This is a genomic window from Pseudomonas sp. GW821-FHT05D12 (assembly GCF_059419825.1).
On sequence record NZ_JBWKSN010000005.1, the window covers coordinates 77,589 to 101,295 of the forward strand.

At 62.8% G+C, this 23,707-nt stretch carries 25 protein-coding genes; 11 read left to right on the plus strand and 14 right to left on the minus strand.

All coding sequences use genetic code 11. From position 1 onward, the window contains the following. Positions 1-25: 25 nt before the first annotated feature. Together AC07SI_RS10680 and AC07SI_RS10685 are read right to left on the minus strand one after the other, a co-directional pair. On the minus strand, positions 26-253 hold the full coding sequence (locus AC07SI_RS10680) for a DUF1161 domain-containing protein (protein ID WP_025854355.1): 228 nt from the start codon (positions 251-253) through the stop codon (positions 26-28). Between the two features lie 114 nt (positions 254-367). Next, positions 368-583 (minus strand): dodecin, encoded by a 216-nt coding sequence (locus AC07SI_RS10685; protein ID WP_003187305.1) that lies wholly within the window; start codon positions 581-583, stop codon positions 368-370. Between the two features lie 154 nt (positions 584-737). Here AC07SI_RS10685 and AC07SI_RS10690 point away from each other — a divergent pair, with 154 nt between their 5' ends. Beyond that, positions 738-1,064, plus strand: coding sequence for an ElaB/YgaM/YqjD family protein (locus AC07SI_RS10690; protein WP_003233664.1), 327 nt, complete (start codon positions 738-740; stop codon positions 1,062-1,064). Here the strand turns inward: AC07SI_RS10690 and AC07SI_RS10695 are convergent. Next, on the minus strand, positions 1,061-1,957 hold the full coding sequence (locus AC07SI_RS10695; protein ID WP_495005704.1) for a LysR family transcriptional regulator: 897 nt from the start codon (positions 1,955-1,957) through the stop codon (positions 1,061-1,063). The two genes, AC07SI_RS10690 and AC07SI_RS10695, sit on opposite strands and share 4 nt — an antisense overlap. A gap of 110 nt (positions 1,958-2,067) precedes the next feature. On the opposite strand from AC07SI_RS10695, the gene trpB reads away from it, so the two are divergent. The 3 genes from trpB to AC07SI_RS10710 all read left to right on the plus strand — a co-directional run bounded on the left by trpB (position 2,068) and on the right by AC07SI_RS10710 (position 4,699). Next, the gene (gene trpB / locus AC07SI_RS10700; RefSeq protein ID WP_282395603.1) at positions 2,068-3,309 is read left to right on the plus strand and encodes a tryptophan synthase subunit beta; all 1,242 of its coding nucleotides are present in this window, start codon (positions 2,068-2,070) and stop codon (positions 3,307-3,309) included. Next, positions 3,310-4,119: a tryptophan synthase subunit alpha gene (trpA, locus tag AC07SI_RS10705; RefSeq protein WP_495005705.1), complete on the plus strand. Its 810-nt coding sequence runs from the start codon at positions 3,310-3,312 to the stop codon at positions 4,117-4,119. A 139-nt stretch (positions 4,120-4,258) separates the two neighbouring features. Then, positions 4,259-4,699, plus strand: a complete 441-nt coding sequence (locus AC07SI_RS10710; protein ID WP_065902741.1) for an anti-virulence regulator CigR family protein — start codon at positions 4,259-4,261, stop codon at positions 4,697-4,699. A 415-nt stretch (positions 4,700-5,114) separates the two neighbouring features. Here AC07SI_RS10710 and AC07SI_RS10715 read toward each other — a convergent pair whose 3' ends face one another. The 6 genes from AC07SI_RS10715 to AC07SI_RS10740 all read right to left on the minus strand — a co-directional run bounded on the left by AC07SI_RS10715 (position 5,115) and on the right by AC07SI_RS10740 (position 10,854). Beyond that, the gene (locus AC07SI_RS10715; protein WP_495005706.1) at positions 5,115-6,425 is read right to left on the minus strand and encodes an MFS transporter; all 1,311 of its coding nucleotides are present in this window, start codon (positions 6,423-6,425) and stop codon (positions 5,115-5,117) included. Between the two features lie 159 nt (positions 6,426-6,584). Beyond that, positions 6,585-7,733, minus strand: a complete 1,149-nt coding sequence (gene dgoD / locus AC07SI_RS10720) for a galactonate dehydratase (protein ID WP_003170741.1) — start codon at positions 7,731-7,733, stop codon at positions 6,585-6,587. Between the two features lie 48 nt (positions 7,734-7,781). Further along, positions 7,782-8,402, minus strand: coding sequence for a 2-dehydro-3-deoxy-6-phosphogalactonate aldolase (locus AC07SI_RS10725; RefSeq protein ID WP_120447315.1), 621 nt, complete (start codon positions 8,400-8,402; stop codon positions 7,782-7,784). Position 8,403: 1 nt separating this feature from the next. Further along, positions 8,404-9,369, minus strand: coding sequence for a 2-dehydro-3-deoxygalactonokinase (locus tag AC07SI_RS10730; protein WP_213551908.1), 966 nt, complete (start codon positions 9,367-9,369; stop codon positions 8,404-8,406). 176 nt (positions 9,370-9,545) lie between these two features. Further along, positions 9,546-9,872 carry a DOPA 4,5-dioxygenase family protein gene (locus AC07SI_RS10735; protein ID WP_065902730.1) on the minus strand — a complete coding sequence of 109 codons (327 nt, stop codon included), beginning with the start codon at positions 9,870-9,872 and terminating at the stop codon, positions 9,546-9,548. A 31-nt stretch (positions 9,873-9,903) separates the two neighbouring features. Further along, positions 9,904-10,854, minus strand: coding sequence for a choline sulfate utilization transcriptional regulator (locus AC07SI_RS10740; protein WP_120447313.1), 951 nt, complete (start codon positions 10,852-10,854; stop codon positions 9,904-9,906). A gap of 103 nt (positions 10,855-10,957) precedes the next feature. Between AC07SI_RS10740 and betC the strand changes: the two genes are divergently transcribed. From betC to AC07SI_RS10755, 3 genes are all read left to right on the plus strand, one after another. Beyond that, positions 10,958-12,472 carry a choline-sulfatase gene (gene betC, locus AC07SI_RS10745; protein WP_495005707.1) on the plus strand — a complete coding sequence of 505 codons (1,515 nt, stop codon included), beginning with the start codon at positions 10,958-10,960 and terminating at the stop codon, positions 12,470-12,472. A gap of 16 nt (positions 12,473-12,488) precedes the next feature. Continuing rightward, complete coding sequence (gene choX, locus AC07SI_RS10750) at positions 12,489-13,403, plus strand: choline ABC transporter substrate-binding protein (protein WP_065902727.1); 915 nt, start codon at positions 12,489-12,491, stop codon at positions 13,401-13,403. Positions 13,404-13,536: 133 nt separating this feature from the next. Beyond that, the gene (locus tag AC07SI_RS10755) at positions 13,537-15,105 is read left to right on the plus strand and encodes a SulP family inorganic anion transporter (RefSeq protein WP_065902726.1); all 1,569 of its coding nucleotides are present in this window, start codon (positions 13,537-13,539) and stop codon (positions 15,103-15,105) included. A gap of 124 nt (positions 15,106-15,229) precedes the next feature. On the opposite strand, the gene aroE is transcribed toward AC07SI_RS10755, so the two are convergent. Beyond that, complete coding sequence (gene aroE, locus AC07SI_RS10760; protein WP_495005708.1) at positions 15,230-16,048, minus strand: shikimate dehydrogenase; 819 nt, start codon at positions 16,046-16,048, stop codon at positions 15,230-15,232. Then, the gene (gene hemF / locus AC07SI_RS10765; RefSeq protein WP_065902724.1) at positions 16,048-16,980 is read right to left on the minus strand and encodes an oxygen-dependent coproporphyrinogen oxidase; all 933 of its coding nucleotides are present in this window, start codon (positions 16,978-16,980) and stop codon (positions 16,048-16,050) included. Before hemF ends, aroE begins: the two co-directional genes overlap by 1 nt. A gap of 160 nt (positions 16,981-17,140) precedes the next feature. Here hemF and AC07SI_RS10770 point away from each other — a divergent pair, with 160 nt between their 5' ends. Beyond that, a complete protein-coding gene (locus AC07SI_RS10770) occupies positions 17,141-18,118 on the plus strand; it encodes an NADPH:quinone reductase (protein ID WP_065902722.1) in 978 nt (325 codons plus the stop codon). A 67-nt stretch (positions 18,119-18,185) separates the two neighbouring features. Here AC07SI_RS10770 and tsaC read toward each other — a convergent pair whose 3' ends face one another. The 3 genes from tsaC to AC07SI_RS10785 all read right to left on the minus strand — a co-directional run bounded on the left by tsaC (position 18,186) and on the right by AC07SI_RS10785 (position 20,732). Next, a complete protein-coding gene (gene tsaC, locus AC07SI_RS10775; protein WP_065902720.1) occupies positions 18,186-18,743 on the minus strand; it encodes an L-threonylcarbamoyladenylate synthase type 1 TsaC in 558 nt (185 codons plus the stop codon). 54 nt (positions 18,744-18,797) lie between these two features. Beyond that, positions 18,798-19,892 (minus strand): DNA-processing protein DprA, encoded by a 1,095-nt coding sequence (gene dprA / locus AC07SI_RS10780; protein WP_065902719.1) that lies wholly within the window; start codon positions 19,890-19,892, stop codon positions 18,798-18,800. A 63-nt stretch (positions 19,893-19,955) separates the two neighbouring features. After that, positions 19,956-20,732, minus strand: a complete 777-nt coding sequence (locus tag AC07SI_RS10785) for a peptidoglycan-binding protein (protein WP_495005709.1) — start codon at positions 20,730-20,732, stop codon at positions 19,956-19,958. Between the two features lie 135 nt (positions 20,733-20,867). On the opposite strand from AC07SI_RS10785, the gene def reads away from it, so the two are divergent. From def to rsmB, 3 genes are all read left to right on the plus strand, one after another. After that, positions 20,868-21,374 (plus strand): peptide deformylase, encoded by a 507-nt coding sequence (gene def / locus AC07SI_RS10790; protein ID WP_053127413.1) that lies wholly within the window; start codon positions 20,868-20,870, stop codon positions 21,372-21,374. A 69-nt stretch (positions 21,375-21,443) separates the two neighbouring features. Continuing rightward, positions 21,444-22,397, plus strand: a complete 954-nt coding sequence (gene fmt, locus AC07SI_RS10795) for a methionyl-tRNA formyltransferase (protein WP_495005710.1) — start codon at positions 21,444-21,446, stop codon at positions 22,395-22,397. Beyond that, positions 22,394-23,704, plus strand: coding sequence for a 16S rRNA (cytosine(967)-C(5))-methyltransferase RsmB (gene rsmB, locus AC07SI_RS10800; protein ID WP_201146228.1), 1,311 nt, complete (start codon positions 22,394-22,396; stop codon positions 23,702-23,704). The genes fmt and rsmB overlap by 4 nt, the downstream gene beginning before the upstream one ends. Positions 23,705-23,707: the final 3 nt, after the last annotated feature.

The following is a 23,707-nucleotide window of genomic DNA, read 5'->3' on the forward strand; positions in this document are numbered from 1 at the left end:
TCGATTTTATATGTGAAGCACGGGATCACCCGCGCTTGTAGGCGATTTCCTTGGTACCGGCTTCGCAGCTGCCGACCACTGTGTGATCGCTCGGCGCTGCGCCCTTGTCCACGACTTCCAGCGAATAACCCGAAGCGCCCTTGGCGTCGATTTTCGCTGCAATTTCGCTTTTCAGCTCTTCACAAGGCTTGCCCGCCGCCAGGGCAGTGCCCGCAATGCTCAACAAACCTACCGCTAACAGGAACTTCTTCATCCGTTACTTTCCTTGCGCTGATCGAAAAGAGCGTGCCGACGCTTTCGCCTCGGCACCCATTGGTTGTAGCGCAGGTTATGGCAATCGGCCAGTCGGCAAGTTCAACCGACGTGATCAACTACTGGCAATTCGGAACCCGACTTTGAGGGTGACCTGAAAGTGCGCGGCCTTGCCGTCCTTGATGTGGCCACGGGTTTCGGTCACCTCGAACCATTCCAAGTGCTTGATGCTCTTGTTGGCTTCAGCCAGGGCGTTGTTGATCGCATCTTCAATGCTGGTCGCCGACGAGCCAACCAGTTCGACTTTCTTGTACGTGTGATGATCAGACATAGCGTTTCTCCTGAGGTCTCTAGTGAGCGTAGCAGTCAATGTTCGTACTGCTTCTGGCGACCGTTCCTACCTGAAAGTTCAGATTTACTGCACTTTCTGAAACGGGCGCAGTCGGTATCTACACCTGCCACTCAATCATTTCAGGAGAGTCCACATGGCCAACACTTCTTTACGCAAAGCGTCGCTGGAAAGCATGGAAGCCGAGATTTCGAGCCTGCTCAAGTCCCTTGAGAGCCTCAAGGACGATGCGTCTGATGAGTCGCGCAAAACGCTGAAGGCCCTGAAAAGCAATGCCGAGAATGCCCTCAAGCACTCTCGCCACCTGATCAGCGACGCGTACGAAGAAAGCAAAGTCAAACTCCGCGAAACCGGTGTTGCGACCCGGGACTACGCACAAGAGCACCCATGGACTACCGCCGGCGTCGCCGTTGGCGCACTGGGCCTGCTGGCGGCTTACCTGCTGTGCAAACGCGGCGACTAAACGTCCTGGTGCGCCAGCTCAGCCTTGAGCCACCGCGCCAGTTGCCCGGCGCGCCCATCTGCGGCGCGCTTGGGTAGCCACAACGCCAGGTGCGCCGGGGTTTCACTGAAGCCCCACGGCGCCACCAGGCGACCCGCGCGCAGATCCTCTGCCACCAGCGGTTCCGGCGCAATCGCGACCCCAAGACCTGCCACCGCCGCCTCCAGCAAATAATACAAATGCTCGAACCCCTGGCCATGTTTCAACGTGCCGGGCGCGATGCCGTGTTGCTGCGCCCAACTGGGCCAGGCCTGCGGGCGGGAAGTGGTGTGCAACAAGGCTTCTGCGCACAGCGCTTGCGGCGGCGCCTGGCGCAAGCGCTCGTAACCGGAAAAACGCGGGCTCATCACCGGGCCGATACGCTCGCTGGCCAGTTCATACACTTGCATGTCCGCCGGCCATGGCGGCTCGGCAAACACCAGCAAAGCGTCCAGGCCGGGGCGCCTGGGGTCGAGGTCGCCGTCACCCGCCGACAGGTGCAGGCGCAAGTCCGGCAAGTCGGCATTCAAACGACCCAGGCGCGGAATCAACCAGCGCGCCAGCAAACTTCCCGAGCAGCCCAGCACGAAGGGTGCGTCGGCGCTGGCCTGGGTGAGTTCGGCGCAGACATCTCTCAGACGCTCGAACGCTTCAGCGCTGGCGTCGCGCAGCCGGGCGCCGGCATCTGTGAGTTTAAGGCCGCGCCCATCCTTGGCGAACAGGCTAACACCCAGGTGCTCTTCCAGCACCTTCAACTGGCGGCTGACGGCACCATGGGTCACATGCAATTGCTCGGCCGCCTGGCTGACACTGTTGAGCCGGGCGGTGGCTTCGAACGCACGCAAGGCATTCAGGGGCGGTAGGTCTCGGCTCATCTGTGAGTTTTCCTGACAGGTTAATGCGATCTTATCGGTTTTCAGTGCGGGATGTGAGGGGTAGAGTGACCGTCATTGCTGGTTACCCAAATTCCTACCTGGAGCGTCCCATGACTCAGTCCCAGACCGATCTGCGCAACGGCCCTGACGCCAACGGCCTGTTTGGCGCGTTCGGCGGCCGCTACGTCGCCGAAACCCTGATGCCGTTGATCCTCGACCTGGCCCGCGAATACGAAGCGGCCAAGATCGATCCGGCGTTCAACGAGGAATTGGCCTACTTCCAGCGCGACTACGTCGGCCGCCCGAGCCCACTGTACTTCGCCGAGCGCCTGACCGAATTCTGCGGCGGCGCCAAGATCTACCTCAAGCGCGAAGAGCTGAACCACACCGGCGCGCACAAGATCAACAACTGCATCGGCCAGATCCTGCTGGCGCGGCGCATGGGCAAGAAACGCATCATCGCTGAAACCGGCGCGGGCATGCACGGCGTGGCCACTGCCACCGTTGCCGCACGGTTTGGCCTGCAGTGCGTGATCTACATGGGCACCACCGACATCGAACGCCAGCAGGCCAACGTGTTCCGCATGAAGCTGCTGGGCGCTGAAGTGATTCCAGTCGTCGCCGGCACCGGCACCCTGAAGGACGCGATGAACGAAGCCCTGCGCGACTGGGTCACCAATGTCGACAGCACCTTCTACCTGATCGGCACCGTGGCCGGCCCGCACCCGTACCCCGCCATGGTGCGCGACTTCCAGGCCGTTATCGGCAAGGAAACCCGCACCCAGCTGCAAGCCCAGGAAGGCCGCCTGCCGGACAGCCTGGTCGCGTGCATCGGCGGTGGTTCCAACGCCATGGGCCTGTTCCACCCGTTCCTGGATGACACCAGTGTCGAGATCATCGGCGTTGAAGCCGCCGGCTACGGCATCGAAACCGGCAAGCACGCCGCCAGCCTCAACGGCGGCGTACCCGGCGTCCTGCACGGCAACCGCACCTTCCTGCTGCAGGACGACGACGGCCAGATCATCGACGCCCACTCGATTTCCGCTGGCCTGGACTACCCCGGCATCGGCCCGGAACACGCCTGGTTGCATGACATCGGCCGCGTCCAGTACACCTCGGTGACCGACGACGAAGCCCTCGACGCGTTCCACAAATGCTGCCGCCTGGAAGGGATTATTCCTGCACTGGAAAGCGCCCACGCCCTGGCTGAAGTGTTCAAGCGCGCTCCGACCTTGCCCAAGGATCACCTGATGGTGGTGAACCTGTCCGGCCGTGGCGACAAAGACATGCAAACCGTGATGCACCACATGGAACAGGCTTCACAAGAGCCATCTCAGCAGGAGAAACACTAAATGAGCCGCCTGCAAACACGTTTTGCGCAACTGAAAGAACAAAACCGCGCGGCCCTGGTGACCTTCGTTACCGCTGGCGACCCGGGTTATGACACCTCGCTGGCGATCCTCAAGGGCTTGCCGGCAGCCGGCGCCGATGTGATCGAGTTGGGCATGCCCTTCACCGATCCGATGGCCGACGGCCCGGCCATCCAACTGGCCAACATCCGCGCACTGACCGCCAAGCAGAACCTGGCGAAAACCCTGCAGATGGTCCGTGAGTTCCGCAAGGACAACACCGAGACGCCGCTGGTGCTGATGGGTTACTTCAACCCGATCCACAAATATGGTGTGCCGCAGTTCATCGCCGATGCCAAGCAAGCCGGTGTAGACGGCCTGATCGTGGTCGACATGCCGCCCGAGCATAACGGCGAGCTGTGCGACCCGGCCCAGGCTGCGGGTATCGACTTTATCCGCCTGACCACGCCGACCACCGATGATGTGCGCCTGCCTACCGTGCTCAACGGCAGCTCCGGGTTTGTGTACTACGTGTCGGTGGCCGGTGTGACCGGCGCCGGCGCGGCGACCCTCGAGCATGTCGAGGAAGCCGTAACCCGCCTGCGCCGGCATACCGACCTGCCGATCAGCATCGGTTTTGGTATCCGCACGCCGGAACAAGCTGCCGCCATCGCGCGCCTGGCAGACGGTGTCGTGGTGGGGTCGGCCTTGATCGATCACATTGCGAATGCCAAAACTGATCAGCAAGCGATTGATGGCGTGTTGGGCCTCTGCTCGGCACTGTCGGAAGGTGTCCGCAACGCCCGTAAGTAAGCGGCTCGTAAGCGGTAGGTAAAGTTCCTGATACAGAGGAATCATACCGTCGATTCAGTACCTAAACTGACAAGACCAAGGGATTTCGAACCTCGTTCGAAATCCCTTTTTTGTTCGTGCAGTACTGAGGAAACACCCCATGAAAATGCCTAAACGCTTGATAGCTGGTCTCGGCGTGCTGATGCTCGGCGCAAGTGCCCTGGCGCAAGCCGCGCCTTACGACCAAGGCGGCCCAGACCGTGGCGGCCCGCAAGGCCAGCACGAGCAACATGGCGACGACCACCGCGGCCCACAGGACAACCGTCGCGGCGGCCCGCCCCAGGACTTTGGCCCGGTGCGGCAGATCATCCACGACAACCATGGTCAGTTCGCGCGCGGCGCCCCACCGCCGCCGAATGTGCGCCTGGTACGCGGCCAACCACTGCCCCGTGGCTACTACGGCGAACGCCTGGACAACCGAGCGCTGGCGCGCCTGCCGGTGTACCCAGGCTACGAATGGCGCCGCTCCGGCCCGGACGTGGTGTTGATTGCGGTGGGTACCGGCATCGTCTACGAGATCCTTGACGGCGTCCTCAACTGAAACCGAGGGACAGGGGGAGCTTGCAAGGCAAGCAGGCTGTCTGTCTGTGGCAAGCAGGCTCCCTGTGACAAGCCCGCTTCCTGTGCAAGAAGACTCCCTGTGACAAGCCCGCACCCTGTGCAAGAAGACTCCCTGTGACCAGCCCGCTTCCTGTGGCAAACCCGCATCCTGTGGTGAGCGGGCTTGCCCCGCGTTGGGCTGCGCAGCAGCCCCAATAGAGAAGCTACTGCGGTATTTCAGGAATAACGCGTCGACAGATTTTGGGGGCGCTTCGCACCCCAACGCGGGGCAAGCCCGCTCGCCACAGGATGCGGGTTTGCCACAGGATGCGGGCTTGCCACAGGGAGCCCATCTGCTAAAGAGGCTCACCTGCTAAAGAAGCCCCCATCAGCGACAAACACCCATCCGCCACAGGCTATTCATTCAGTTCAATTCGCTCGACCTTACCCACCAACAGCACGTAGGACAGCGCACCGAGCAACGCCAGCACCGCGATATAGGTGATCGCCGGCGCAAACGAATCGCCGCTGGCCAAAAAGCCAATCACGATCGGCGTGGCAATCGCCGACAGGTTGCCGATGAAATTGAACACCCCTCCCGTCAGCCCGAGCAGACGCGCAGGCGCCAGGGTCGAGACCAGCGACCAGGTGATCGACGCCAGGCCATTGCCGAAAAACGCCAGCGCCAGGAACGCAATCACCCAAGCCGTCGAGTCCACGTAGTTGGCGCCGATGATCGCCGTGGAAATCAGCAATCCACCGATGATCGGCAATTTGCGTGCGAAACCCACCGACGCCCCCCGGCGAATCAGCCAGTCGGAAAATATCCCCGAGCAGAGCACCCCGACAAACGCCGCCAGAAACGGCAGTGACGCCAGCAGGCCGGACTTGATGAAGTCCATGCCGCGATATTTCACCAAGTACGTCGGAAACCACGTCAGGAAGAACCACAGCGTCGAGTTCAGGCAGAACTGCCCGAGGTAGATGCCCCAGAGCTTGCGCCTGCTCAGCACGATGCCCAGGTCGACCCAACTGAACGGCGCCTTGGTGGCTTGCGCCTGCATGTCCACCAGCCCGCCACCTTCGCGGATCAGGTCGATTTCAGCGGCGTTGGCGCCTTTGAAATCCTTCGGCTCGCGATACACCGCGTACCAGATCACCGCCCACAGGATGCCGACGCCACCGGTGGCGACAAACACCATGTGCCAGCCGAACGCGTGCTGCAGCCACGCCAGGACCGGCGTGAGAAAGGCCAGCCCGACAAACTGCCCGGAGGTATAGACGCCAATCGCAGTGGCGCGCTCGCGTTCGGGAAACCAGGTGGTAACCACACGGCTATTGATCGGGTAGGCCGGCGCCTCCAGGGCGCCGACGGCCATGCGCAGCACGAACAGCGCGATGAAACTGGCGGCGAACCCGAGCATCACCGTTGCGATCGACCACAGCAGCAGGGCAGCGGTGTAGAGGATGCGGGGCGGCACGCGGTCGACCAGCCAGCCGCCAGGGATCTGCATGGCGGCATAGGTCCAGCCGAATGCGGAAAAGATCAGCCCGACGTGCACCGGGTCGATCCCCAGTTCACTGGTCAGTGCCGGGGCGGCAATCGACAGGTTGCTGCGGTCGAGGTAGTTGATCACCACGGTGATAAACAGCAGCACCATGATGAAGAAGCGCTTTCGGGTAGGCGTGACTAAAGATGCCTGCCCGGTGAAGGATTCAGGGTGCATGGGGGTTGCCTCTTGTTATGTTTATTGAGGACGGGTCGACGCGGTCAATGTGGGAGCTGGCTTGCCTGCGATGGCGGTGTGACCGCTGACTCAGCTGGCACAGGCAGACCGCTATCGCAGGCCAGCTCCCACATTCGAACAGGTCCCTTCAGGTCAATATCACCACTCGGCAAAACTGCCGTCGGCATGCCGCCAGATCGGGTTGCGCCAGCGATGGCCGATGGCCGCGCGTTCGATCACGTATTCCTCGTTGATCTCGATGCCCAGGCCAGGCCCGTTGGGGATCTTCACGAAGCCCTGGTCATAGTCGAACACGCCCGGGTCGCGCACGTAGTCGAGCAGGTCGTTGCTCTCGTTGTAGTGAATGCCCAGGCTTTGCTCCTGGATAAACGCGTTGTAGCAAACCGCATCCAGTTGCAGGCAGGCCGCCAAGGCAATCGGGCCCAACGGGCAGTGCAGGGCCAGGGCCACGTCGTAGGCTTCGGCCATGTTGGCGATCTTGCGGGTTTCGGTGATGCCGCCGGCATGGGAAGCATCCGGCTGAATGATGTCGACGTAGCCTTCGCTGAGCACGCGCTTGAAGTCCCAACGCGAAAACAGGCGCTCGCCCAAGGCAATGGGCGTGCTGGTCAACGGTGCCAGCTCCTTGAGGGCTTCATAGTTTTCACTGAGCACCGGCTCTTCGATAAACATCAGTTTGTACGGGTCCAGCTCTTTCATCAGCACTTTGGCCATGGGCTTGTGCACCCGGCCATGGAAGTCGACGCCGATGCCGACGTTAGGGCCGACTGCATCGCGCACGGCCGCGACGTTGGCCAGGGCCAGGTCGACTTTCTCGAAGCTGTCGACGAACTGCAATTCTTCGGTGCCATTCATTTTCACCGCAGTAAAACCACGGGCCACGGCCTCTTTGGCAGCGCGCGCGGTGTCGGCGGGGCGGTCGCCGCCGATCCACGAATACACGCGGATCTTGTCACGCACCTGGCCACCGAGCAGGTCGCTGACCGACACACCGAGGGCCTTGCCCTTGATGTCCCACAGTGCCTGGTCGATGCCGGCGAGGGCGCTCATATGCACGGCGCCGCCTCGGTAGAAGCCACCGCGATAGAGCACGGTCCAGATGTCTTCGATATTGCGTGGGTCTTTGCCGATCAGGTAGTCGGACAGTTCCTCGACCGCAGCAGCCACGGTGTGGGCGCGGCCTTCGACCACGGGTTCACCCCAGCCGGTGACGCCCTGGTCGGTCTCGACCTTGAGGAAGCACCAGCGCGGCGGGACGATGAAGGTCGTCAGTTTGGTGATTTTCATCTGTTATCTCTCTTATAGATGCGGCGCCTGCAGGCGCGGAACTTGATATCAGCTCAGGGCTTTCCAGGCGGCGACATAAGCCTGGGCGCGGCTCGCTACCTGATCCACTGTCATACCCGGTTTGAACAATCCCGACCCCAACCCGAAGCCCTTGGCGCCGGCGTCGATGAACACCTGCATGTTGTCCGGGGTGATACCGCCCACCGGCAGCAGCAACGTGCCGGCCGGCAATACCGCCAGCCACGCCTTGATCACCGAAGGGCCCATTTGCTCGGCCGGGAACAGCTTCAACACGTCGGCACCTTCGGCCAAGGCGGCGAAGGCTTCGGTAGGCGTGGCCACGCCGGGCGACAGGTACAGGCCGGCGGCTTTCGCCGCGCGCAACACCTTGGCATCGCTGTGGGGCATGACGATCACCTGGCCACCGGCGGCCTGCACCTGCTCGACCTGCTCGGGCGTCAACACCGTGCCGGCACCGATCAGGCAATCGGCGGGCAGGCTGTCGCGCAAGGTGCGGATGCTGGTGTACGGGTCGGGCGAGTTCAGCGGGACTTCGATCACCCGAAAGCCCGCCTGGTACAGCACTTGGCCGATGGCTTGGGCTTCGTCCGGTCGTACCCCGCGCAGAATCGCGATCAAACCGTTTTGTGCGAGTGCTTGCTTGAGCATGTCAGGCCTCCGTTGCAGGTTGAGTGAGCCCGGCCGCCACGGCCAATTGCCACAGGCCACGCTCGGTCGCTTCCTGCGCCAGGCTGACGTGGGCGAAACCGCACAAGGCGAGGGCACGTTGGTAGCGGGCGCAAAGGGCGCCAGCACCGACCAGGATGATCGGCGTTTGCTTGGCGTGGCCAGGCAAGCCGGCGAGTTCATGGCCGATCAGCAGGCCAGACAAGTAATCGGGTTGTTGCTCCGGGGCGAGTTCGGCGGTGAGGCCCAGGGCGCGTGCGCTGAACAGCGTCGACAGCACGCCACGCTGGCCGTCCCTGGAGAGCGCCACCTGCACGCCGCGATCAAACGCGTCGGCCTGAAACTGCTCGGCGACCTTTTGCGTACGCCCGAGAATGCTGTGCTTGCTCAGTACCGCGAACAGCTCGCCGGTCATGAAGGTGTCGAAGTGAGTGATGCAACCGTCGACCACCTCGACCCATTTGGAATGGCTGCCGGGCAGGCCGATCAACACTTCAGCGGTGCTCGGCAGGCTTTGCAGCACGCCCAGCACCTGGGTTTCTTCGCCGCGCATCACGTTGGGCAAGCCGACCTGCTCGATCACTCCCGGCACGATGTGCACCGCCACGTCGCGCAGGCTGCGCACGGTGTGCAAGGCCTTGCCGAGGCTCGCGACGTCCACGGGGGTATTGCGATAAGCCGCTTCGCTCCAGCCCTGGGCGCTGCCGACCATGCCGCAGGCGATCACCGGCAAGCCTGGCTCGGCGTCGAGCCAGTCGCCGCACGCCGCATCGAACGCCAACTCGAAGCCATCGCTGCAGCGCACGCCGGCAATATCCCGGGGCTCGCTGGGCAAGTGCATGATGCCGGACGCCAGCGCGCGCTGTTCCAGCACCACACCCGCCGGGCCGAGTTTGTAAGCACGAAGGGAGCTGGTCCCCCAATCGAGCGCGATCAATTGCGCCTGCATCGCTTCACCTGAGTTCTGAGCGGATGCAGCGAATATAAACCCAGGCGCACGCAAGTCTCAATATATAAATACACATCCCATATATAGGGAGATCGCGTGCAAACGAACCGGCCTTGCGGCGATAGCGCTCTTGAGGCGCCATCGCAGGCAAGGCGGATCCTGCATCAGGGCGCAGGTCAGAAAATAGACAGGTCCAATTCGCGCATCGCCCCCATCCAGATCGCGTAGTCGGTGTGATCTTTCAGGTCATCGCCGGTATCGGGGTGCAGGAACACCACCAGGCCATTGCGGTTGAGCGCCAGCCACGGCAACACCACGCCGATGTATTCGGCGTCGAACGCCAGTTGGCAACTCCAGTCCGGGTGCGGGCCGACGGGCCGTTCATGCACGCGGCCCATGCGCAGCGGAAACAGCCTGGCACCGTCCTCGCACAAGGCCCGCGCCTGGTCGATGGTGCTGGCGTCAAAGTAGATGTGGGCGTGGTAGCCCTTGATACGTTGCATGTCGGACTCCGGATCCACTGTGCGCCAAATCCTAGACCGCAATCGATGGCAGGGCCAGCCCGGTCAGCGACTGCGCGCTGCTGGCCTGTTCCGCCACCAGCCAGTCGACAAAACGCTCGACCAGTTGCCCACGCCGCTTGCGCTGGGGTTGCACCACGTAATAGCCGAAGCGCGAGATCACGGTGTCGCCGATTGGCCGGCACAGCCAGTTCTGTTCCAGCAGGTTATCCACCAGGTGGCGCCAGCCGATGGCCACGCCCTGGCCGGCAATCGCCGCCTGGATCAGCAGGGTGTAGTTGTCGAAGCGCAGTTGCCCCGGGGTGGGCGCGGTGCTGATGCCCAGTTCGCGAAACACACCACTCCAGTCGAACCATTGGCTGTTGTTTTCCTGGCGCAGGTGCAGCAAGGGGAAATCCTGCAAATTCTGAACGGTCAGCGGCACGGCCTGGTCCTTGAGCCACTGCGGGCTGCAGACCGGGAATACTTCCTCGTTGAACAGCCACAGGCTGTCGCCCTGTTTGAACCGACCATCACCGAAGAGCACTGCGACGTCGATATCGCTGCGCAGGGTCGCGTGGTTGCGCTCGCTGGTCACCAGGCTCACGTCGACTTGAGGGTTGGCCTGGTGGAAGCGATGCAGGCGCGGCATCAGCCAATAGGCGGCGAAGGCGAAGTCGGTGGCCACTTGCAGCACTTCATGCTGGTCCTGCTGGGTAATCGCGCTGAGGCCATGATTAATGCTTTGCAGGCCGCCTTGCACATGCTCGAACAGCAGGGCACCGGCGTCGGTCAGCTCGATGCCACGGTAGATGCGATCGAACAGGCGGATCGCCAGCTGTTCTTCCAGGCGCTTGATCTGCTGGCTGATCGCGGGCTGGGTGGTGCCCAGCTCCATCGCGGCAGCGGTAAAGCTGCGGTGGCGCGCGGCGGCTTCGAAGGCGCGCAACAGGTCGAGGGACAGGTCACCGAGAGCTTCATACATAAGCTGTGCTTATCCTAGACATTGCTTTTCATGGGCTTTACCCCATTTTCCATGGGCTGCATGCTCATTCGCATAAACACCGCCTATGGAATGCCGAAGACCCATGAAGCGCAAGAACATTCTTTTCATCATGGCCGATCAAATGGCCGCGCCGCTGCTTCCGTTCTACGGACCTTCCCCGATCAAGCTGCCCAACCTGAGCCGCCTCGCCGCGCAGGGTGTGGTGTTCGACGCCGCTTATTGCAACAGCCCGCTGTGCGCGCCGTCGCGATTTACCCTGGTCAGCGGCCAGTTGCCGAGCAAGATCGGCGCCTACGACAACGCAGCAGATTTTCCCGCCGATGTCCCGACCTATGCCCACTACCTGCGTCGTCTCGGTTACCGCACGGCGCTGTCGGGCAAGATGCATTTCTGTGGCCCCGATCAGTTGCATGGCTATGAAGAACGCCTGACCAGCGATATCTACCCGGCCGACTACGGTTGGGCAGTCAATTGGGATGAGCCGGACGTGCGCCCCAGCTGGTACCACAACATGTCCTCGGTGCTGCAAGCCGGCCCTTGTGTGCGCACCAATCAGCTGGATTTCGACGAAGAGGTGGTGTTCAAGGCCCAGCAATACCTGTTCGACCATATCCGCGAAGACGGCGACCAGCCGTTCTGCCTGACCGTCTCGATGACCCACCCCCACGACCCGTACACCATTCCCAAGCCGTTCTGGGATCTGTACGACGATGCCGACATCCCTTTGCCTGCAACACCCGCGCAAGGCGACCTCGACCCGCATTCGCAACGCCTGCTCAAAGTCTACGACCTGTGGGACAAGCCGCTGCCGCTGGCCAAGATCCGCGATGCCCGCCGCGCCTACTTCGGCGCGTGCAGCTATATCGACAGCAATGTCGGCAAGCTCCTGCAAACCCTGGAAGACACCGGCCTGGCCGATGACACAATCATCATCTTCTCCGGCGACCACGGCGACATGCTTGGCGAGCGTGGCCTCTGGTACAAAATGCACTGGTTTGAAATGGCTGCGCGCGTGCCGCTGCTGGTCAGTGCGCCGGGGCAGTTTGCCGCGGGCCGCGTGACCCACGCCGTTTCCACTGCCGACCTGCTGCCGACCCTGGTGGAGCTGGCCGGCGGCGAGCTGGACCCACGCCTGCCGCTGGATGGCCGCTCGCTGCTCCCGCACTTGCTGGGGCAGGGCGGGCACGACGAAGTGTTCGGCGAATACATGGCCGAAGGCACCATCAGCCCGCTGATGATGATCCGCCGTGGCGCTTACAAGTTCATCTACAGTGAGGACGATCCTTGCCTGTTGTTTGATGTACATAACGACCCGCACGAGCGGGAGGACCTCAGCCACGCACCGGAACACCGGCCACGGTTCGAGGCGTTTTTGCGTGAAGCGCGGGCCAAATGGGACATCCCGGCGATCCACCAGCAGGTGCTCGCCAGCCAACGCCGTCGTCGCCTGGTGTTTGAGGCGCTGACCCAAGGCAAGCTGAAGAGCTGGGATCACCAGCCACTGGTCGACGCCAGTCAGCAATACATGCGCAACCATATCGACCTCGACGACCTGGAGCGCAAGGCACGTTATCCACAACCCTGCCAAAACCAATAAATACAGAGGGAAGGCCATGCAAAAATTGACTGTGGTGCTGGGCATGCTGGCGTTGAGCTGCGCCAACGTGTACGCCGACACCGGTTGTGAGACGGTGAAGATGGCCGATCCAGGCTGGAGCGACATTGCCGCGACCAATGCCATCACCGGTTTCCTGTTGAGCGGCATGGGCTACAAGGCCAAGGTCGACACCCTGGCGGTGCCGATCACCTTTGGCGGGCTCAAGGATGGCCAGGTGGATGTGTTCCTGGGCAACTGGATGCCGGCGCAACAGGGCTTCTACGATAAGTTCGTGGCCAATGGCGATGTGGTGCAACTGGCGAAAAACCTCGACGGCACCGAGTTCACCCTCGCCGTACCGGACTATGTGTGGGACGCCGGGGTACATGACTTCGCCGACCTGAACAAATTTGCCGACAAGTTCGACAAGAAGATCTACGGCATCGGCTCCGGCGCGCCGGCGAATATCTCGCTGCAGGAGATCATCAAGAAGAATGACTTCGACCTTGGCCAGTGGAAGCTGGTGGAATCCAGCGAACAGGCGATGCTTGCCGAGGTGTCGCGGGCAGTGAAGAAACAGAAGTTCGTGACCTTCCTCGGCTGGACGCCGCACCCGATGAACGTGCAGCTGAAAATGCATTACCTCAAGGGTGGCGAAAAGTACTTCGGTGACACCGGCAGCGTGTACACCTTGACCCGCAAGGGTTATGCACAAGCCTGCCCGAATGTCGGAAAACTGCTGACCAACCTGAGTTTCACCCAGGACATGGAGAACGCGATCATGGCGCAGGTGGCCAACAACAAGGTCAGCAATGCCGATGCGGCGAAGGCGTGGATCAAGGCTAACCCGGCGGTCTTGGACAAGTGGCTGGACGGCGTGAAAACCGTGGATGGCCAGGATGCGCTGGCCGCCGTAAAAGCCAAACTCTGAAGGCAACACCACCCCCTGTAGGAGCCGGCTTGCCGGCGAAGCACTCGAAAACGCCGCGTTTTTTCAGACAACCCGCGTTATCGTTACCCACCTTCGCTGGCCCGCCAGCTCCTACAGTATTTCGAGCAGCCCGATGCCCCGGCCCACCCGCCAATCACTCTTCCCCTTCCTCGCCTGGCTCCCGCGCCAGACCCGCGCCAGTGTCGGCCGCGACGCGATGGTCGGCCTCAGCGGGGCCGTGCTCGCCTTGCCGCAGTCGATTGCCTACGCGCTGATTGCCGGGCTCCCACCCGAATACGGCCTGTACGCCGCCATCATCCCGGTGCTGATCGCCTGCCTCTGGGGCTCGTCCTGGCACCTGATCTGCGGCCCCACGGCGGCCATTTCCATTGTGCTCTACGCCAGCGTCAGCCCGTTGGCCGTGCCCGGGTCACAGGACTACATAACCTTGATCCTGCTGCTGACCTTCCTCGCCGGCGTGTTCCAGTGGCTGCTGGGCATGCTGCGCTTCGGCGCGCTGGTGAATTTCGTCTCGCATTCGGTGGTGTTGGGTTTCACCCTCGGCGCCGCCGTGGTGATCGCCCTGGGGCAATTGCCTAATCTGCTCGGGCTGGATTTGCCCAGCCAGGCCACAGCGATCAACAGCCTGCTGGCGTTGATCGACCATGGCGGCGAGTGGGACCACGCTTCCTTGGGCCTCGGTTTAGGCACGTTGCTGGTGGGTGCGTTGCTCAAAGTGCTGGTGCCGCGCTGGCCGACACTGCTGATCGCGCTGGCCCTTGGCAGCCTGGCCGCCTGGGTATGGCCGGCGATGTTCGGGCATGTGGCGCTGGTCAGTTCGTTTATCGGCAAGCTGCCACCGTTCAGTCCGTTGCCGATGGATCTGGACATGATCCTGCGCCTGCTGCCCAGCGCCGTTGCGGTGGGCATGCTGGGGCTGGTGACCAGCCTGTCGATTGCCCGCTCGCTATCAGCGCGTTCTCAGCAATTGCTCGATGCGAACCAGGAAGTTCGCGCTCAGGGTTTATCCAATATTGTTGGCGGATTTTTCTCCGGGTATCTGTCAGCCGGTTCCTTTACCCGCTCCGGCCTCAGCTACGAGGCCGGTGCCTGCTCACCCTTGGCCGGGGTGTTTTCTGCCCTCTGGGTGGCGCTCTTCGCACTTTTTGGTGCGGCGCTGATCGCGCATATTCCGATCCCGAGCATGGCCGCCAGCATCTTGCTGATTTGCTGGGGCCTGGTTGACCAACGCGGCATTCGCGCATTGTTCCGGGTCAGCCGCGCCGAGTTCGTGGTGATGAGCCTGACGTGCGTCGCCACGTTGTTGCTGGAGCTGCAAACGGCGATCTACGCGGGGGTGCTGGCCTCGCTGTTTTTCTACCTCAAGCGCACGTCGCAACCGAGGGTCCAGCAGTGGCGCGACGGAGATGAAGATGTGTTGCGCGTGGGCGGCTCGATCTTTTTCGGCGCCAGCCATTACCTGCAAGTGCGCCTGCAAAGCCTTTCGGGCGAGCGGGTGGTGATCGAGGCGCAGCAGATCAACTTTATCGACTATTCCGGCGTCGAGATGCTGCACCAGGAGGCGCGGCGGTTGCGGGGGTTGGGGCGTAGCCTGACATTGCGCCGGGCGCGGCCGCAGGTGGTGGAAGAGTTGAAAAAGCTGGAAGGGGCGGATAAATGCCCCATCCATTTCGAAGACTGAACGCGGTTAAACCTGTGGGAGCTGGCTTGCCTGCGATTGCGGCGTATCAGTGCCAGGTGTGGCTGACCTGCCGCTATCGCAGGCAAGCCAGCTTCCACATTGGCCATGCCCACATCAGATAGCTTCAGGCCAGCTGCCGCCGCAGTTCAGCTAAAACCGGTGCCGACTCCGGGCGCACGCCGCGCCACAGGAAGAACGCTTCCGCGGCCTGTTCCACCAGCATACCCAGGCCATCCATCGCCACGGCGGCACCTTGCTCGGTAGCCCAGCGACAGAACGCGGTCGGTTCCTTGGCGTACATCATGTCGTAGCAGAACGTCTTGCCCGGTTCGATCAGGCTGCCGGCAATCGGCGGTACATCGCCTGACAGGCTGGCGGACGTGGCGTTGATGATCACGTCCACCGGCTCACGCAGCCAATCGAAACCACTGGCGGACACCGGGCCCAGATCGTCGAACAGCTCGGCGAGCAATTCGGCTTTTTCCACCGTGCGGTTGGCGATGATCAATGAGGCGGGCCGCTCGGCCAGCAACGGCTCCAGCGCGCCGCGCACCGCACCACCGGCACCCAGCAACAGAATGCGTTTGCCCTGCAGGCTTAACCCGGCGTTGACCGTCAGGTCGCGCACCAGGCCGGCGCCGTCGGTGTTATCGCCGAGCAAGGTGCCGTCGGCCAGTTTGCTCAGGGTGTTCACAGCACCGGCGCGTTGGGCGCGTTCGGTCAAGGTGTTGGCCAGGCGGTAGGCGTCTTCCTTGAACGGCACGGTGACGTTGGCACCACGGCCCTGCTGAAAGAACTCACGGGCGCAGCCGGTAAAATCCTCCAGCGGCGCCAGCAGGGTGCTGTAGTCCAGGTGCTCGCCGGTCTGCTCGGCGAACATCCGGTGAATCAGCGGCGACTTGCTGTGGCCGATAGGGTTGCCGAATACCACGTAACGATCCATCAGACGGCCGCCTTGGGCGCAGCCACGCCAAGCCAGTCGCGGTCTTGCAGGAAGTAGTCAGTGAGGCGTGCTTCTTCGCTGCCGGCTGCGGCTTTCCAGTCGTAGCTCCAGCGCACTTGCGGCGGCAGCGACATCAGGATCGACTCGGTACGCCCGCCCGACTGCAGTCCGAACAGGGTGCCGCGGTCGTAGACCAGGTTGAACTCAACGTAGCGGCCGCGGCGAAACTCCTGGAATTCGCGCTGCTGCTCGGTGTAAGCCATGGCTTTGCGGCGCTGCACGATGGGCAGGTAAGCGTCGATGTAGGCGTCGCCGATCGCGCGGATGAAGGCGAAGCAGGTATCGAAGTCCCACTCGTTCAGGTCATCGAAGAACAGCCCGCCGATACCCCGGGGCTCGTTGCGATGCTTGATGTGGAAGTAGCTGTCGCACCAGGCCTTATAGCGCGAGTAGACCTCTGCACCGAACGGCGCACAGGCCTGCTCGGCCACACGGTGCCAGTGGATGCAGTCTTCTTCGTTGCCGTAGTAGGGCGTGAGGTCGAAACCGCCACCGAACCACCACACCGGCTCTTCGCCGTCTTTTTCGGCGATGAAAAAACGCACGTTGGCGTGGGAAGTCGGCACATGCGGGTTGTGCGGGTGGATCACCAGCGACACGCCCAGGGCTTCAAACCCGCGACCGGCCAGCTCGGGACGATGGGCGCTGGCGGACGGCGGGAGGCCGCTACCGAACACGTGGGAAAAGTTAACGCCGCCTTTTTCGATCACCGACCCGTTTTCGATCACACGGGTGCGACCCCCGCCGCCGGCAGGCCGGGTCCAGGCGTCTTCGATGAAGCGAGTGTCCGTCTCGAAGGTTTCCAGGGCGCTGCAAATGCGGTCTTGCAGGTCAAGCAGGTAGGCCTTTACAGCCTCGGTGCGGGTAGTCATGGCATCACCTTGAATCGGGCAAAGCTACGCGAGGCCATTGGGCGTCGGCGGCAAATGGGCGCACAGGATACCACTGCACCCTGTGTCGCCGCAGTTGACGAAGGTCAAGCTTAGGAGTGGGATAGTGGGCTACGCGAAATAGACCTCAGGAGAAGTGCAGATGGCCAAACGTATCCAGTTCAGCGCCCATGGCGGCCCCGAAGTGCTTGAGTATGTGGACTACACGCCGGCAGAGCCGGGCCCGCAGCAGGTTCGCGTGCGTAACGAGGCCATCGGCCTGAACTTCATCGACACCTATTTTCGCAGTGGGCTCTACGCGCCGCCGGCCCTGCCATCGGGGCTCGGCGCGGAAGGCGCTGGCGTGGTCGATGCGGTCGGCAGTGAGGTCAGCCAGTTCAAGGTCGGCGACCGCGTAGCCTATGGCAGCGGCCCGCTGGGCGCCTACAGCGAATTGCACGTGCTGCCCGCCGCCAACCTGGTGCACCTGCCGGACGACATCAGCTTCGAACAAGCCGCCGGCGCCATGCTCAAGGGCCTGACCGTGCAGTACCTGCTGCGCCAGACCTATGAGCTCAAGGGTGGCGAGACCATCCTGTTCCACGCCGCTGCCGGTGGCGTGGGCTCCCTGGCCTGCCAATGGGCCAAGGCGCTGGGCGTCAAGCTGATCGGTACGGTCAGCTCGCCGGAAAAAGCCGCGCTGGCCAAATCCCTCGGTGCCTGGGAAACCATCGACTACAGCAAGGAAAACGTCGCACAGCGCGTCCTGGAATTGACCGACGGCAAAAAGGTCCCGGTGGTGTACGACGGCGTCGGCAAGGACACTTGGCTGACCTCTTTGGACAGCGTGGCACCACGCGGCCTGGTGGTGAGCTTCGGTAACGCGTCAGGCGCGGTGGACGGGGTGAACCTGGGGATTCTGGCAGCCAAGGGCTCGCTGTACGTGACCCGCCCGACCCTGGCGACCTACGCCAGCAACCCGAAAGACTTGCAGGCCATGGCTGACGACCTGTTTTCGATGATCAAGAGCGGCAAGGTGCGCATTGATATCAATCAGCGGTTTGCGCTGGCGGATGCGGCCAAGGCGCAGACGGAGCTGTCGGGGCGTCGCACCACCGGGTCGACCATTCTGCTGCCGTAAGGCTTGAGGGTGCCATCGCCAGCAAGCCGGCTAAAGCGGGCCTGCCGGCGATGGGCACGATGCGCCCTCAGGACGGCCGCACCACCTCACCGGTTGCCAGGTTTCGAATCAGGCTCGGGTTCTTGCGCCCACCCAGGGCGCCGCCCAATACCAGGTCCACCTGGCCGCGGAAGTACTGCTCCACGCGAATTCGCGTGCGCGCGGCAGGACGGCCTTGAGGATTGGCCGACGTCGAAATCAACGGCCCGACCAGCGAACACAGGTCCCGCACCAGTGGGTGGTCGGTGACGCGCAACGCGACGGTGTCGTGCATCCCGGTCACCCATTCCGGCAACAGATCCTGGTGGGGCACCAGCCAGGTGTTCGGCCCCGGCCAAGTGCTGGCCATGCGGTCGATCCAGTCCTGCGGGAAGTCTTCGAAGAGAAAATCGAACTGGCGAATGTTGTCCGCCACCAGGATCAGGCCCTTGTCTACCGAGCGGTTTTTGATCGCGAGCAGACGGTCGACTGCCTCTTCATTCCACGGATCGCAGCCCAAGCCCCACACCGCCTCGGTTGGGTAGGCGATCACCGCGCCTGCGCGAATTTCTCGTGCGGTTTCCAGCACACGCCACCTGTTGACCATTGCTCACTCTCCGGACTAAAGCTCTGCGCAGTTTACCGATCTTCGTTACAAAACCTAGCAGCGCGCAAGCCAGCGCCCGCTTTCGCAGATCACCTGGCCTTCCAGCTCCAGCTCCGTCAGGGTCGCCAACACCTGGGACAGCGGGCGCCCGCTGGCAATCGCCAACCCCTCACTGGTGTGAGGCGCCGCGTGCAGCAGCGCCACAAGCGGATGCACCACCGGTATCGGCACCGGGCGAGACAACGCCTGCCAGCCGCGCAACCCTTCCAGAATGTGCTCGATGGTTTCCACCAGTACCGCGCCGTCGCGGATCAACTGGTGGCAGCCCTTGGCGCCGGGATGATGGATAGAGCCCGGAATCGCATACACCTCACGCCCCTGTTCAGCCGCCAGTTTCGCCGTAATCAACGAGCCGCTGGCGATGCTGGCTTCCACCACCAGTACGCCCAGGGACAGGCCGCTGATGATTCGGTTGCGTCGTGGAAAGTTGGCCGCATGGGGCGCGGCATCCAGCGCAAACTCGGAAACCACTGCGCTGCCATGGGCAATCATCGCTTCTGCCAGGCGTTTGTGGCGCTGTGGATAAAAATTTTCCAGCCCCGTGCCGAGCACGCCGATGGTCTGGCCGCCGACGTCCAATGCCGCTTGATGAGCCGCACCGTCGATGCCCAACGCCAGGCCACTGGTGATGACAAAACCGGCGCTTGCCAGGCTGCGGGAAAAGGCAGCGGCGGTGTCCATGCCTGGGCGTGATGCACGGCGACTGCCGACCATCGCCAACTGCGGTTTTTCCAGGATCCCGGGGTCGCCTGCGACGAATAAAAGCGGCGGCGCATCGTCGATCTGGGCAAGCAAGGCGGGGTAGTCCGGCTGGTCCCACATCAGCAAATGCTGGGCCGGGTGCTCAAGCCAGCCCAATGCCCGGCTGGCACCGTCGCGGATCTCGTGACTGCGCCGAGCCTCGGCGCTGATGGCTGGCAAACCCAGGGAACGCCAGGCACTGGCCGGCGCGCTGATCGCCTTTGAGGCCGAGCCGAATGCCTCGATCAATAAGCGAAAACGCTTCGGGCCCACCTCCGGCAGCCTGTGCAAGCGTAGTCGGGCTTCCAGTTCTGAAGGGGATATTTCACTGCTGTTTATCGGATACATCTGATCATCCTTGACCGGAACAAGCTGTGGATAACTCTGTTGGTAACTTATTTAGCAGGCTATTTATTGCGTTTGATCAGCACTCTCGAAACGATCCATTACGGCCAGGGGTCGGGAAGCACTGAGCACCAGGCCATAACTGAGCTTTTCATAGGTGCGAAACACCAACAGCGTGCCGGCACGTTCGTCCGGTAGCGTGACCGGTGCGCCAGTCAGGGTGTCGCGCACAGTCGCGCCGGCCTTGATCAATGTCAGCAGTTGGCCTTCGACCACACCGTCACGGCGGCCTTTGTTCAGGGTGACGGCATCCAGCACGCCGATCTGGGTCACGCCCCTGGGGATATCGATGATCTGTCCCGCAATGAACGGCGCCGATCGGGATGCGCCAAAGTTGGCCGGATCGATGGCAGGTTGGACGCGCAGCAAGCGATCGCCAGGCCGGACCTCCTGGGTGACCCGATGCACGGCGAGGGTGGTGAGATCACCTGCGGTTACAAATTGTGCGGTGCCGATGTCATCGACGTTGATACCCAGCAGCTCCTGGGTGTGCGGATCGGTGTAAGCCTTGCCGCGTCGCACGATTGCATAACCCGGCTGGGCAGGATCCAGGTCGCCCCGGGCATGCACGTGCTCGTCATGGGCGCCCAATACCCGGCCGTTGCCGGCGGCGACAATATAGGGCGCGGTGTCCAGGTCGGTGGGCGAATCAAGAATGCGGTTGTGCAACAAAAAGCGCTGGATGGCCTGATAGGCCGGCGGATCCAGGCGCTGGACGGGTGCAGGAAGCAGGGCCATGGCAAGCGGGGCCCACAGCAGCAAGACGAGTAGCGATTTCCTCATGGGGTGAATCTCCTTTATTATGTGCGTTCGCGTGAAATGCCATAGCCTTCGCGGCTTGCGAGCCTTTCACACCGGCTGTCTGGGTCCATCCCAACGCCGATTTGCCTCTACCTCACATGTGCAGCAATTACGCTTATGGCTATTTTGAACATCCTCGAATTCCCCGACTCGCGCCTGCGCACGATCGCCAAACCGGTGGCCGTAGTGGACGACAAGGTTCGTCAGTTGGTCGATGACATGTTTGAAACAATGTATGAAGCCCCGGGCATCGGCCTCGCCGCGACCCAGGTCAACGTGCATCAGCGCGTCGTGGTCATGGACCTGTCGGAAGACCGCAGCGAACCGAGGGTGTACATCAATCCCGAGTTCGAACCACTGACCGACGAAATGGGCGAATACCAGGAAGGCTGCCTGTCGGTGCCGGAGTTCTACGAGAACGTCGAACGCCCGCTGCGCGTGAAGATCAAGGCCCTGGACCGCGACGGCAAGCCGTTCGAGCTGATTGCCGAAGGCCTGCTGGCAGTCTGCATCCAGCACGAATGCGACCACCTCAACGGCAAGCTGTTTGTCGATTACCTGTCCACGCTCAAACGTGACCGGATCAAGAAGAAGCTGGAAAAAAAGCATCGCCAGCAAGCTTGATGCCCTTCTTCCAAAGGCTTGCTGCGGCAAGCCTTTTTCTTTTGTGACTGCTTTTAACCGAGACCTCCCATGACCGAGCCATTGCGCATTGTTTTTGCCGGCACCCCCGAATTCGCCGCCGAACACCTCAAGGCGCTGCTTGCCAGCCCCTATGACATCGTCGCGGTGTACACCCAGCCGGATCGCCCGGCCGGTCGCGGGCAAAAACTGATGCCGAGCCCGGTCAAGCAACTGGCGCTCGAGCACAACATTGCTGTGCTGCAACCGCCGACCCTGCGCAATGCCGAGGCCCAGGCCGAACTGGCCGCGCTGCAGCCGGATTTGCTGGTCGTGGTCGCTTATGGCCTGATCCTGCCGCAAGCGGTGCTGGATATTCCACGCCTGGGTTGCATCAACAGCCATGCATCGCTGCTGCCGCGCTGGCGCGGTGCAGCGCCGATCCAACGCGCCGTGGAAGCCGGCGACCGTGAAAGCGGCGTCACCGTGATGCGCATGGAGGCTGGCCTGGACACCGGCCCGATGCTGCTCAAAGTCACCACCCCGATCACCGCCGAAGACACTGGCGGCAGCCTGCACGACCGCCTGGCCGAACTGGGCCCGCCTGCCGTGATCCAGGCCATCGCCGGGCTCGCCGCCGGTACCCTGGAAGGCGAAGTGCAGGACGACAGCCTGGCCACCTACGCCCACAAGCTGAACAAGGACGAGGCGCGCATCGACTGGAACCGCCCGGCCGTGGAGCTGGAGCGCCTGGTGCGCGCGTTCAACCCGTGGCCGATCTGCCACAGCAGCCTTAATGGCGAAGCCCTGAAGGTATTGGCCGCCACCCTGGCCGACGGTAAAGGTGCTCCCGGTGAAATCATCGGCGCCAGCAAGGACGGCCTGTTGGTCGCCTGTGGTGAGCAGGCGCTGTGCCTGACCCGTCTGCAATTGCCCGGGGGCAAGGCGCTTAATTTCAGCGATTTGTTCAACAGCCGTCGTGAGAAATTTGCCCTGGGCACGCTTCTCGGGGTGGTCGCGCAATGAATCCGCGTCTGGCCGCCGCCAAGGCTCTCGCCGCCGTCCTCAACGGCAAGGCTTCGCTGAACAGTTCGTTGCCCACGCAACTGGATAAGGTCGACGACCGCGACCGTGGCTTCACCCAGGACCTGGCCTTCGGCACTGCACGCTGGCAGCCGCGCTTGTCGGCGCTGGCGGCCAAGCTGCTGCAAAAGCCCTTCAAGGCGGCGGATGCCGATGTCGAAGCATTGCTGCTGGTGGGCCTCTACCAGTTGCTCTACACCCGCGTGCCGGCCCACGCGGCCATCGGCGAAACCGTCGGTTGCGCCGATAAACTGAAAAAGCCCTGGGCCAAGGCGCTGCTCAATGCCGTACTGCGCCGCGCCCAGCGTGAAAGCGAAGCACTGCTGGCCGAGCTGGAGCATGACCCGGTGGTGCGCACCGCCCACCCGCGCTGGCTGCAAAAGTCCCTGAAAGCCTTCTGGCCCGAGCAATGGGAAGCCATTTGCGCGGCCAACAATGCACACCCGCCGATGATCCTGCGGGTCAACCGTCGCCATCACCACCGGGACAGCTACCTGCAACTGCTGGCGGACGCGGGCATTGGCGCTACTGCCTGCGTGTACAGCGTCGACGGCATTGTTCTCGACGCCGCCACCGATGTGCGCAGCCTGCCGGGCTTTGCCGAAGGCTGGATCAGCGTGCAGGACGAAGCCGCGCAACTGGCCGCCGACCTGCTCGACCTGGCCCCCGGCCAGCGCGTGCTGGACGCCTGCTGCGCGCCTGGCGGTAAGACTTGTCACATTCTTGAGGTCGAAAAAGACCTCGCCGGTGTGGTCGCCGTCGACCTGGAAGCCAAGCGCCTGGTGCGCGTGCGGGAAAACCTCGCACGCCTGGGCCTGAGTGCCGAGCTGATCGCCGCCGACGGCCGCGACACCGCCACCTGGTGGGACGGCAAGCCGTTCCAGCGCATCCTGCTCGACGCCCCCTGTTCCGCCACCGGCGTGATCCGTCGCCACCCGGACATCAAGCTGACCCGCCAACCCGACGACATCGCCGCCCTGGCCGTGCTGCAAGGCGAGTTGCTCGACGCACTGTGGCCGACCCTTGAAGTCGGCGGCATCCTGCTCTACGCCACCTGCTCGACCTTGCCCACCGAAAACACCGAGGTGATCCAAGCCTTCCTCGCCCGCACCAGCGGTGCGCGTGAGCTCGATCTCGCCACGGCCGCCGGCATCAAGCAACCCCATGGTCGCCAATTGCTTGCACAGGAAGGCGGACACGACGGCTTCTATTACGCCAAACTGATCAAGATTGCCGCCGCGCGCGGCTGAATG

Bases quoted from the DNA above. Each gene is read 5' to 3' on its own strand.
- AC07SI_RS10680 (WP_025854355.1), bottom strand. From the start codon at position 253: ATGAAGAAGTTCCTGTTAGCGGTAGGTTTGTTGAGCATTGCGGGCACT.
- AC07SI_RS10685 (WP_003187305.1), bottom strand. From the start codon at position 583: ATGTCTGATCATCACACGTACAAGAAAGTCGAACTGGTTGGCTCGTCG.
- AC07SI_RS10690 (WP_003233664.1), top strand. From the start codon at position 738: ATGGCCAACACTTCTTTACGCAAAGCGTCGCTGGAAAGCATGGAAGCC.
- AC07SI_RS10695 (WP_495005704.1), bottom strand. From the start codon at position 1,957: ATGAGCCGAGACCTACCGCCCCTGAATGCCTTGCGTGCGTTCGAAGCC.
- trpB (WP_282395603.1), top strand. From the start codon at position 2,068: ATGACTCAGTCCCAGACCGATCTGCGCAACGGCCCTGACGCCAACGGC.
- trpA (WP_495005705.1), top strand. From the start codon at position 3,310: ATGAGCCGCCTGCAAACACGTTTTGCGCAACTGAAAGAACAAAACCGC.
- AC07SI_RS10710 (WP_065902741.1), top strand. From the start codon at position 4,259: ATGAAAATGCCTAAACGCTTGATAGCTGGTCTCGGCGTGCTGATGCTC.
- AC07SI_RS10715 (WP_495005706.1), bottom strand. From the start codon at position 6,425: ATGCACCCTGAATCCTTCACCGGGCAGGCATCTTTAGTCACGCCTACC.
- dgoD (WP_003170741.1), bottom strand. From the start codon at position 7,733: ATGAAAATCACCAAACTGACGACCTTCATCGTCCCGCCGCGCTGGTGC.
- AC07SI_RS10725 (WP_120447315.1), bottom strand. From the start codon at position 8,402: ATGCTCAAGCAAGCACTCGCACAAAACGGTTTGATCGCGATTCTGCGC.
- AC07SI_RS10730 (WP_213551908.1), bottom strand. From the start codon at position 9,369: ATGCAGGCGCAATTGATCGCGCTCGATTGGGGGACCAGCTCCCTTCGT.
- AC07SI_RS10735 (WP_065902730.1), bottom strand. From the start codon at position 9,872: ATGCAACGTATCAAGGGCTACCACGCCCACATCTACTTTGACGCCAGC.
- AC07SI_RS10740 (WP_120447313.1), bottom strand. From the start codon at position 10,854: ATGTATGAAGCTCTCGGTGACCTGTCCCTCGACCTGTTGCGCGCCTTC.
- betC (WP_495005707.1), top strand. From the start codon at position 10,958: ATGAAGCGCAAGAACATTCTTTTCATCATGGCCGATCAAATGGCCGCG.
- choX (WP_065902727.1), top strand. From the start codon at position 12,489: ATGCAAAAATTGACTGTGGTGCTGGGCATGCTGGCGTTGAGCTGCGCC.
- AC07SI_RS10755 (WP_065902726.1), top strand. From the start codon at position 13,537: ATGCCCCGGCCCACCCGCCAATCACTCTTCCCCTTCCTCGCCTGGCTC.
- aroE (WP_495005708.1), bottom strand. From the start codon at position 16,048: ATGGATCGTTACGTGGTATTCGGCAACCCTATCGGCCACAGCAAGTCG.
- hemF (WP_065902724.1), bottom strand. From the start codon at position 16,980: ATGACTACCCGCACCGAGGCTGTAAAGGCCTACCTGCTTGACCTGCAA.
- AC07SI_RS10770 (WP_065902722.1), top strand. From the start codon at position 17,141: ATGGCCAAACGTATCCAGTTCAGCGCCCATGGCGGCCCCGAAGTGCTT.
- tsaC (WP_065902720.1), bottom strand. From the start codon at position 18,743: ATGGTCAACAGGTGGCGTGTGCTGGAAACCGCACGAGAAATTCGCGCA.
- dprA (WP_065902719.1), bottom strand. From the start codon at position 19,892: ATGTATCCGATAAACAGCAGTGAAATATCCCCTTCAGAACTGGAAGCC.
- AC07SI_RS10785 (WP_495005709.1), bottom strand. From the start codon at position 20,732: ATGAGGAAATCGCTACTCGTCTTGCTGCTGTGGGCCCCGCTTGCCATG.
- def (WP_053127413.1), top strand. From the start codon at position 20,868: ATGGCTATTTTGAACATCCTCGAATTCCCCGACTCGCGCCTGCGCACG.
- fmt (WP_495005710.1), top strand. From the start codon at position 21,444: ATGACCGAGCCATTGCGCATTGTTTTTGCCGGCACCCCCGAATTCGCC.
- rsmB (WP_201146228.1), top strand. From the start codon at position 22,394: ATGAATCCGCGTCTGGCCGCCGCCAAGGCTCTCGCCGCCGTCCTCAAC.